This window comes from Gaoshiqia hydrogeniformans, from assembly GCF_049347105.1.
GTDB classification, from domain to species: Bacteria; Bacteroidota; Bacteroidia; order Bacteroidales; family Prolixibacteraceae; genus Gaoshiqia; species Gaoshiqia hydrogeniformans.
In genome coordinates this window covers 1,425,324-1,435,743 of record NZ_CP186334.1, presented here as the reverse complement: position 1 = coordinate 1,435,743, position 10,420 = coordinate 1,425,324, and the positions used below count along the sequence as shown (strand labels likewise).

General features: G+C 47.3%; 4 protein-coding genes. 3 read left to right on the top strand and 1 reads right to left on the bottom strand.

The features are described from left to right. Positions 1-12 precede the first annotated feature (12 nt). Complete coding sequence (locus ACOIT5_RS05815; protein ID WP_423129527.1) at positions 13-4,929, bottom strand: hypothetical protein; 4,917 nt, start codon at positions 4,927-4,929, stop codon at positions 13-15. 197 nt (positions 4,930-5,126) lie between these two features. Here ACOIT5_RS05815 and ACOIT5_RS05810 point away from each other — a divergent pair, with 197 nt between their 5' ends. From ACOIT5_RS05810 to ACOIT5_RS05800, 3 genes are all read left to right on the top strand, one after another. Then, positions 5,127-5,699 carry an RNA polymerase sigma-70 factor gene (locus ACOIT5_RS05810; protein WP_423129526.1) on the top strand — a complete coding sequence of 191 codons (573 nt, stop codon included), beginning with the start codon at positions 5,127-5,129 and terminating at the stop codon, positions 5,697-5,699. 85 nt (positions 5,700-5,784) lie between these two features. Further along, positions 5,785-6,870: a FecR family protein gene (locus tag ACOIT5_RS05805; protein ID WP_423129525.1), complete on the top strand. Its 1,086-nt coding sequence runs from the start codon at positions 5,785-5,787 to the stop codon at positions 6,868-6,870. A gap of 159 nt (positions 6,871-7,029) precedes the next feature. Next, complete coding sequence (locus tag ACOIT5_RS05800) at positions 7,030-10,401, top strand: TonB-dependent receptor (RefSeq protein ID WP_423129524.1); 3,372 nt, start codon at positions 7,030-7,032, stop codon at positions 10,399-10,401. The last annotated feature ends 19 nt before the right edge of the window (positions 10,402-10,420 follow it).

Sequence of the window (10,420 nt, the reverse complement as noted above, 5' to 3'; positions counted from 1 at the left end):
AACATGTATAAATTAACTGGCGAAGGCCAGGCAGTATTCCTGCCAGTCATCCTGATCAATCATTTCAATAAACTTCGGATCGGCATCGGCGCCCTTCAACTCGCGGCGGACAGTTACCGAAACGGTTTTGCTGAAGAACAGGACTTCTACCTTCACTTTCAAGGTGGCTATGCCTTCCAGTTTTTCTACTTTGTCGCCTTTAAATACGGCGGTAAAGGCCAGGTAGAACTCCAGCGAAACCTTGATCAGGCCCAGGATGGATAAATGTCCGTTGATACGCAGGTACCCGGTGAGCGTCGACATACCGATTTCTTCAGTTTCACCGTTCACTTCCTGCATCACCAGTTCAAATTTGAAGTAGAATCCGCCCATAGCCGAAACGCCTCCGGAGGCTACGCCTACGTTTAGCGACATGGCCGCTCCAAATTCAAAGGCCGCTTCAATGGATTGTAACCCGCGCAGGGTGGTCACCATCATGAAGAAACCGCCGCCGCCAAAACAGGATACAGTTAGCAGGAAGGGGTTCTCGCGCGTGCAGAAATTGAAGCCCATCGTGAGCGGGGCGCCGGTAAACGGCAGGGTAACCCGGGCTCCCAGACTCATGTTCGAAATCATGCAAATACCCACTTCCACATTGGGAATGCTGATGTTGAAGCCGGCGGTAACCTGGGTCGGTTTCAGCTCGATAAAAGGACCGTCGTCCGAAAAACCGCCGCTGGGAATGATGCTTTGCAGGTTGTTGACAAAACTCAGCGCTCCTTTAAATTCAATGGGTTTGTCTTTGTCTATATCAACTTTTACATCGGTTTTTTGCGATGAACCGGTTTTGAATTCCAGGTAATTGAAATTAACAGCCAGCAAGGGCACCAGGTCGATCCCGAATTTTTCGAAACGAGCCGAACCGTTCACCTTGGCAGGTTTTGCCGCGTCGAAGGGTTTTTCAAACTTGGTAGTGATGGTGAGCGCCTTGTTCCGGTCGGCGACATTCACCTGCAGCACATCTTCGATGATGACAATCGGGCTGTTTTTGAATTCGGGTTGCCATTTGTACTCGGCATAAAACGCCTCGTTGGTTACATAGGTTTTCAGGTTCGGTATTTTCGGCAGGTTCCCGTTCAGAGCATTCAGCAGTTCGGTTACCTTGTTTTTTATTTGCTGCTGAAGGTCCTGGATTTGGCTTTCTACATTTTCCTTGGTTTCGCGGGCCAGGTTCTCCAAATAGAGAATTTGATTTTTGAAATCCTCTATTTGTTGTTTGGCCGAGTTGATGGTATTGATCAGCCCATCGAAAGCCCCGCCCAGGTCAAGTCCGCCAAGCAGGTCAAAAATATTAATGACGCCGAAAATTTTAGCCGCCGGGAAGCTGTCTAATGCTTTAAAAAACTTATCCGGCAGGAAATTCAGATCTTTCATATCGTCGATGGCCCCGCCTACCGGGCCCTGTAATTTGCTGAGCGCCGTAATTTCGATGTTGGGAGAAAGGAAGCCTCCCGATTTGCCGGAATCGCCCGAGAAGTCGAGCACGGCGCCTGCCACGCGGGCAAATACCATCCCGCCGTTCTTATCATCTTCCAGCCCGATACCGGTCAGCTTGCGTATGCCGGTCATCTCGTCTACCTGTTTGAGGTAAACCTTGGCCTCCTGCATTTTCGGATGAAACTTAATGTCGGAAACGCCGCTTGCCGCGTAGGTCTGGGCGCCAAAGGCCACAAGCTCGGTTTCAAGCGTGGTGTCTCCGTCCACCAAACTTTCGGCGTAGGCAATTTCCTGCCCGGCAAAGCTGACTTCGTTATAGGTTTTATTCGGATTGTATTGGTTAATGACCTGCTGCATCAGGTTGATGTCGCGGGCTACCCGGTTTTCCAGAAAGGCCAGTGGCATGCGTATCTGTTGTTCAAAGCCTTCTTTATCTGTCACAACCAGATCAAACGGGAACCCTTTGTTGCCAACATTGATGTAGAAGTTGTAACTGGTGTTGGCGCTTCCTCCGAAACGGTTAGTGAAATTCAGAATCTTTATGGCTCCGCCGGCAGGAGGCACATTGATAATGGTCGAATCTGCCGGGTTATCAATGTCGGGTGTTTTGGTCGTATTAACCCGAACTGCCTGGAACGGGAATTCAATGAATTTTCCCTGCGGATCGGTGCGCGAGTACAGCACTTCTTTTTCAAGAATGACAATGTACATGCGCTGCCTGTTAACAGCCGATTTGGTGGGCTGGTGAAATTTACGCTCGGTGACTTTTACCAGGGCAGCCCGGTGTCCGAAGGGGAACAGGTAACCTTCGCGCACCACTTTTACATAGTGGTCGCGGCCCAGGGTTGCGAAGTGTTCCCACTCAATAATACTGAGCACATCGTCGGCCGGCGAAGGAACATCAAAAAAAGCGTGCCAGTCGAGGTATGCCCCCAGGCTGGTCAGCATCAGGTTTTTTACCGGCACTGCTTTGGGCGAATAGCCGGGGATGGAGTAGTTGGAGGTGGTGTGGACCAAAATGTGCCGGTCGCTGGCATCGAGCGACGCCATAAACGGTTCGCCTAGTGGCGGCGCTGTTTCATATTTTTCGTTGGCTTCGTCGGCCCACAAGGCGCGAATGGTTTTGAAGTCGCCAAGTGAACGGCTTACTTTTCCCCCGGTCAGCCGTACCCCCAAGGTGGTGTGCCAAAGCTCGGTGACCTGCCCTTTCGTGGTAGACAGGGGATCAAGCACCCGGAATTCGGTTGACATGAGTTGCCGGTCCTGGCTCACTAATTTCATCTCAGTGGTATCCCTGAACTGTAACTCCTTCTGGTGAAAGAAGTCGTTGGTTTGGTTCGGGGAAATATACATTAGCGTCGGAGCTTCAATCGAGGTATCAAATTCCGGTACAGGTCCTACTTTAAGACTGACATTTTTTAGGGCCTCCACGTTGAATGCCGGGCGGACTGTTTGCATATCGGCAGGTTGCAGCACTTTCGAAAGCTGGTCTTCCTGGTAAACTGTCCGTTGACCGGCTTTCACTTTTGAACTTTCCACCATTCTGATGGCATAATCTTTCGATTGGGTATCCAGGTACTTGCTGCTTGACGGTGTTTTGACGGTTTCGGTTCTTCCGGTTAAGAAAACCGGTGTTTTCAGACGGCTAATCTGTGGGATTTTTATCCAGGCCCGTGGATTTACCCGGAGTTTAAATTTTGACCAGTCGAGCAGTTCATTCATAGTCAGCGGAAAACCTCCGTGCCCGGCCGGCAACTCGTAAACCAGCCGGCTGCGACGCGCCCGCAAATGTTTTGCCGGTAACACTACCTCGGTGTTGGTTCCGGTTCCGGGAATCTGGTTCGACTCGAAGAATGCTTCCTCGAGGGTGTGCTGGCTGGTGAAATAGACAATGACTACGCCGTTTTTCTTCGCATCGTCCAATTCGAGGAAAGGAGCTTGTCCCCGGTTGGTGTAGTTGAAATTATGAAATTCAAACTCCAGCAGAATCATATCTTCCGGGCGCAGTACCCGAACGGTCAGCGCCCGCTTCGGGCGAAACCTGATTTTATTTACCTGGATGTCTAATTGTGGCTGGTTGGTGATCTGCGGCCTCACCGGTTCCTGAGGAACCGTGGTGATATTACCGGTTGGTTGGGTCGTGGCGGGTGTGCTTGCAGGCTCTTGTTTTTTTTCTTCCGTTTTCGTATCGGTGGTTGTGGCGGGTACCGTCAACCGTTGACGGGCGGGGGTGGTCACCCGTTTCACCGGCTCCTGCAGGTTGATGCGGATGGACGGGGAATCGGCATAGGTCGATGTCAGGCTGGTTCCGCCGGGCAAATGGGCCTTAAAAGCATGCAGCCGGGGCTCAAGGATTTCTCCGTACAGCTGGTTTCCCGTTCCGAATGCTTCGAAATCAGGAATTTTCAGCGAAGGCGCAAATTTAAATGCCCCCAGTTGATTGCTTAACCATTGCCCGCGTTGCGGAAGGCTGGCCGAGAAATAAACCCGGGGAGTGATGTCTTTCAGGTACTCGGCGAAAAAGAAATACTTGTCAAAGAGGAGTTCTCCCTCCTGAAAGCCGGCGGATGCCAGCCTTAGCTGGTCGTTTCTTCCCGATACCCAGATCAGGGATTCTTCTCCCAAGAGCAGTTCCAGGGTGGGTGTGCCTACTGCCGATAGCTGCATATTCCGGGAAAGATCCAGGTGTGAGATGAGCTGTCCCCATGCTTCAAATCCGGTAAACCGAAAGCGGGTGCCTCGCTTAAACGATTGATTCAGAAACAGAATCTCGCTGTTGGTAGCCGGGATGATGCTCAGTTGGCCGGTTTGAAACAGATGAGACTGATAGGTAAAGCCAACAGCCTGTTTGCCTTCAAAATCAAGTTTCCACTGGTGGTCCAGTCGGAGGTGGAGATTGCCGGAAACGCCTACCTTGTCGCCGTTGTTTATTTGTGCTAAGGTTTTATTCAGTACTGTACCGGTATAAATTGTGACATGCCCGTCGAGCCAGTGCAATAAATCGAGCGTAGTGTTCAGCTTCAGTTCGGGGATACGGAACTTCATCAGCCAGCAAGCTTGCTCAAAGTAGATTTCGGCTTGCACCGAGAGCGTCAGGTTGGTGTTGATGCAGGTTAATCCGGAAGCTTCAATGATATAACGGTCATCCTGCTGACGGAAGCTTGTCGAAAATCCGGATTCAAAAATCCGGTCGGAAATCTCCCATGCCAACTGGTTGTTCCGGTAAAACAGCAGGTTTTGCTTTCTTTGTTTTATTTCGAACGCATCTTTCGACAGCAACTTGATTGAATCGACCAGCGGGTTCCAGGCCAGGGCGCCAAGCCCAAGCGCCTTCATAAACTTTCGCCTACCCGGGGAAGGGGGGATTGTTTTTTCATCGCAGAGTAAATGTTCCCTGCTTTTTTTTAGGTTGAGGTACTGAAAATGCATGACTCCGGCGTTTAGAATTTCCATACAAGTTACCATCTTCAGATTAAAAATAAAATAGGTTGAATAGCTTTTAATTCTCTGTTTTTGTTGTATTTATGGAATAAAAGAGCAAGTTGTTTGATTTTTCTGCAACCAACGGCATAATCAAAAATAAAATTGACTGCTCCGAAAATGCTTTGAAAAACTTATATTGTTTCTTGTTTCTAATCTTTTCCGGGCCAATGGGTAATGCTGCCGATACTAAGACAAAAGAACTTGTCCTCTTTGAAAAATTGAAAGAAGGGCAGAGTTTGGCTTTTGATTATTTTTTTGAACGATATTATCAGGGACTTTGTGTCTATGCTATCAAAATCGTAGGCACAGAGTCGGTTTCAAAAGATATTGTTCAGGATTTTTTTGTCCGGCTATGGGAGAACAGGAAAAATATAGAAATCGGGCTTAGCGTAAAATCATATTTTATCCGGTCGGTACACAACCGCTGCCTGGACCACCTGGCTTACCGGAATATACGTACGGCCTATGCCGATCAGCAACTTTCGATCCTTTCCGATATTGACATGACGGAATTTCCGTTGCTCGACAGCGAGTTAAAACAACGGATCGACGATGAAATCAGGCGCCTGCCTGACGGAATCAGGGAAACATTTATTCTCAGCCGGTTTACAGGTTTAAGTTACCGGCAAATTGCCGATCAGGAGAATATTTCAGTCAAAACGGTCGAATACCGTATTAGTAAAGCGCTTACATCACTTCGGCATGGGCTTAGCGATTATTTATACCTGCTTTTGCTCTGAGTATTTGGTTCGAAAATAATTTTTTCTGTTTTTTTCATTAGGGTCGACATTCAGTTAGCCGTCATCTTAAGTGAACGTTGCATGAATGAAAGAGAAAAATCAAATACCCGATTACATGTTTGCCTGTTTGCATGGTCAGGCAGATAAAGAACAAAAAGACTTGGCCGAAGCATGGTTAAAAGTAGCTGAAAACAGACTCGTTTATGAGCAAATTATTCGAATAAACAAGTTGTCGGATGACCTGAAACTATTTGAGCGGTTCAATCTGAAAGAAGGAAAAATCGCCGTTGACAATCAGATCAGAAAAGCGGAGAGGGTCAGAACACTGGTTGCGATTCAGCGGGTTGCTGCCATTCTGCTGCTGCCGGTTTTATTATTTGGGGTGTGGCATTTTGTGCTGAATGTAAAAATGAAGCAGGATTTTGCCTCGGTCCAGGTCATCCAGGAAGTGAGAACCCAGCCGGGAGTCCGTTCCAGTTTTCTTTTGCCCGACGGAACCAAAGTCTGGCTAAATACGGCCAGCGTCATCAAATTTCCTTCTGTTTTTAACGGAGATACCCGCTCTATTGAGTTGGACGGGGAAGCCTATTTCGAGGTATTCCCAAATAAGAAAAAACCGTTTATGGTAAAATCAGATGCTATCGAGATTGTGGCTTTGGGAACTGCATTTAACTTTTCTGCTTACAGCGACGACAGCCGGATTTCAGCAACTTTGATCGAGGGGAGCGTGAAAGTAACCAGCCGGGAAGGAAACGGAGAGGGGTATATTCTCGAGCCCAATGAGCAACTAAATTTCGAAAAAAACCTTCATCAAATAAGCAAAAACAGGGTGAATACTGACGATGTGATTGCCTGGAAAGAGGGGAAACTGATTTTTAACGAAACCCCTTTTCACGAGGTAGTCTTAAAACTCGGCAGGTGGTTTAATACCGACATCCAACTGGCCGACCATTCACTCGACACCTATCGTTACACGGCGACATTTACCAATGAAACCCTGTTGCAGGTGACGGAACTCCTAAGCTTGTCTGCTCCCATCGAAGTTACTTCGGTTAAACGGGAATTTACCGGCGACAGCGATTTTACCAAAGCACAAATCATCATTCGGGCGAAACCGAATGCAAAAAACCGGACAAAAGAAAAAAATGAAAAGCCTATGAAACAAAGATGATCTAAAAAAAACAGGGTAGTTCCCCAACTACCCTGAAAATTAACCGCTTGAAACGGTTGTTTTTTAATTTTTAATCTAAAATCATTCAAACTTATGAAAAAATTGTGGAATAGCCTCAAGGCAGATGGAATATATCATCCTTGGGTTAAAATGATTATTATGATGAAATTAGTGGCAATTTTTGGACTAATCTTAATCACTCCGGCATTCGCACTGAAAACCTACTCGCAAAAGAACCTGCTGGACCTGAAAATGGACAATACAACGGTAAAGGAAGTCCTGAAAGTTATCGAGGATAAAAGTGACTTTTATTTTCTTTATAATGGTAACCTCATTGATGTTGATCGGAAAGTCAGTATCGACGTAACGGACAAAAACATTCAGGAAGTCCTTGATATGCTGTTTGCCGGTGAAAAGGTAAATTGTTTGATCAGGGATCGTCAGATTGTGCTTTCGCCGCTTAACTACCTCGACCATGCAGGTACGGTGATGCAACAGAATGAGATTCGGGTAGAAGGTAAAGTGACCAATAGCCAGGGTGAACCCATCCCCGGGGTAACTGTAGTTGTACAGGGAACAACCCGGGGGACCGTTACTGACGGCAGAGGAACTTATATGTTATTGAATGTACCGTCTGATGCCATCCTTGTTTTTTCTTTTGTCGGGATGAAAACCCTGGAAATGGCGGTCGACGGCAGATCGGCTATTCAAGTGGTTATGGAAGAAGAAGCGATCGGAATTGAAGAAGTGGTGGCCATTGGTTACGGTACGATAAAGAAAAGCGACGTGACCGGCGCCGTGGTTAGTGTTGGCGCCGCCGAACTGACGGCCATGCCCGTAGCCAACGCTATTCAGGGGATGCAGGGTAGGGCCGCAGGTGTCGACATTACTTCCAACGAACGGCCGGGCCAGGTTGGTTCGGTGAGGATTCGGGGTGTCCGCTCAATCACCGCCAGCAACGATCCCTTGTATGTAGTTGACGGGATTCCCCTTTCGTCCGGAGGTATTGATGCGATTAACCCGCAGGATATTGAATCGGTTAATATACTGAAAGATGCTTCGGCAACTGCAATTTATGGCTCCCGTGGAGCCAATGGTGTTGTATTGATTACGACGAAAAAAGGTAAAGCAGGGAGAACGACATTAAACTATAACGGGACATTCACGGTGAGCAGCCTGCATGATTACTCCGACTATATGAACTCGGAGCAATACATCGACTACAAGAGAAATGCTTACCGTGAAGCAGGCCAGTACCCCGATCAACCTAATCGTGACAGGGATTTTCAGATTTTCAACGGATCCGGAGACCCAACTGCCTGGGCGAATATTGAGAAAGGATGGGCCGGGGGAACATGGGATGCAAGTAAAGTCCCAAACACCGACTGGGCGGGCTATGTGACCCGTACCGGAATCACCAATGAACATACCCTGAGCGCGAGCGGTGGCACCGAAACCATGAAAGCCTACGGCTCTTTTGGCTACCTGGATCAAACCGGGACCAATAAAGGGCAGGATTACGAACGGTATTCGGCAAAAGTGGGAGTTGAGATTCAGCCTACTCCCTGGTTTAAAATGGGAGCCGATATAACCGGCTCATGGGCCATTCAAAATTACGGTTATACCGGAACAGGTTCGCGTGCGGCTACGGCGATTTATTCAGCAACCATGGGGATGTACCCTTTTGCCGAACCTTATGATGCAGACGGTAACTGGATTTATTTACCGGGTGGGTTTACCAATGTGGTCAACCCGATTGAAGAATATAAAAATGTCATTGACGAACGTAAAACCTTACGTGCCCTGGGAAGTTTCTTTGCCGAACTGAAATTGGTTGACGGATTAAAATACCGCATCAATTTTGGTCCTGATTTCCGTCAGTACCGGCAAGGCGTTTTTCGTACTGCTGCTTCTATACTGCAAGGGACCGGCAATGGTGTAAATTATACATCTGTAAGGCCCAGCCAAAACTTCTCTTATACCCTGGATAATTTGATTTACTATGATAAATCATTCGGAGAGCACGATATTGGTCTTACTTTATTACAAACCGCTTCAGATTCTCGTTTCGAAGAATATACCATGACGGCAGAAGATCTGGAATGGGACGAACAGCTCTGGTATGCTTTTGGGTTAAATGATTTGAAGAGCAAAGGTTCGACCTACAGGCGCACCGCATTGACATCGTACATGGGGCGGTTGAATTATGGTTTTGCCGACAAATATCTGTTGACCGTATCCGGTCGTTGGGATGGCGCTTCGCAGCTGGCCGAAGGGCACAAATGGGATTTCTTTCCGTCGGCAGCTATCGGATGGCGTATGGAACAGGAGTCCTTTATGCAGGATGCCGATTGGATCAACCAGTTAAAACTTCGGTTTGGGGTAGGTACAACCGGTAACGCTGCCATTGATGCTTATGCCACGCAGGGCGCCATTGCTCATATCTTTTACCCGTTTTTCAGCAACTACGAATCAGGGTACTATGCGTCTGATTACATGCTGCAAAATCCGCCGAAGATGGCAAACAAAGAGCTTGGATGGGAAAAAACTACCCAATTCAACTTTGGAACTGACTTTTCTGTCTTAAACAACCGGGTGAGCGGAGCCATCGACTTGTACCAGTCAAAAACCAATAACTTGTTGATGAATATGAGCATCCTTTCGGTCACCGGCTATACCTCCACCTTTGCCAATGTCGGTAAAACGTCGAACCGGGGTATCGATATCACGTTAAATACCAGAAATATTGCCAGGGATGACTTTCATTGGAATACCGATCTGACATTTTCTGCTAACAAGGTGAAAATCGAGGAACTGTCTAAAGGAAAGGAAGACGATATTACTAACCTTTGGTTTATCGGTGAAGATATTAATGTTGCCTACGATTACGAAAAGATTGGCATTTGGCAAACTTCAGATGCTACCGAAATGGCAAAATACAATGCGAACGGGCATACTTATGAAGCAGGCGACGTGAAAGTCAGGGATCTGAATGACGACTATAAAATTGATGCCAACAACGACCGTAAGGTCCTTGGTTCATATAATCCGAAATGGATCGCGGGTATGACCAATACGTTTCAGTATAAGGAGCTTGAGTTAAGTTTCTTTATCTATGCCCGTTGGGGGTTCCTGATGAACGGAGGCGCTGCCGATATGCAGGGTTTATACCAAAGCCGAAACATCGATTACTGGAGAGCAGACAATCCAACCAACGCTTACCCGAAAGCCGATTATAATAATGGTGGACAACCGTTATACTATAGCGCTATGAATTACCAGGACGGATCATTCATCAAAATGCGAAGTATCAGTCTGGGATATAATTTACCCAAGCGACTGGCCTCCAACCTGGGAATTTCATCGGCAAAAGTCTATGTTCAGGCATTAAACCCGTTTATGATCTACTCCAAATGTGACTTTTTGGATGGCGACCTCACAAACGGTTATGTGAACGATGCAAATAATAACTTCAGAGCCACTTCTGTTTCTACCAGAAGTTGGGTCTTTGGAATTAACCTGGCATTTTAATTAACCTGAAAATTAAATT

Bases quoted from the DNA above. Each gene is read 5' to 3' on its own strand.
- ACOIT5_RS05815 (WP_423129527.1), bottom strand. From the start codon at position 4,929: ATGGAAATTCTAAACGCCGGAGTCATGCATTTTCAGTACCTCAACCTA.
- ACOIT5_RS05810 (WP_423129526.1), top strand. From the start codon at position 5,127: ATGGGTAATGCTGCCGATACTAAGACAAAAGAACTTGTCCTCTTTGAA.
- ACOIT5_RS05805 (WP_423129525.1), top strand. From the start codon at position 5,785: ATGAAAGAGAAAAATCAAATACCCGATTACATGTTTGCCTGTTTGCAT.
- ACOIT5_RS05800 (WP_423129524.1), top strand. From the start codon at position 7,030: ATGATGAAATTAGTGGCAATTTTTGGACTAATCTTAATCACTCCGGCA.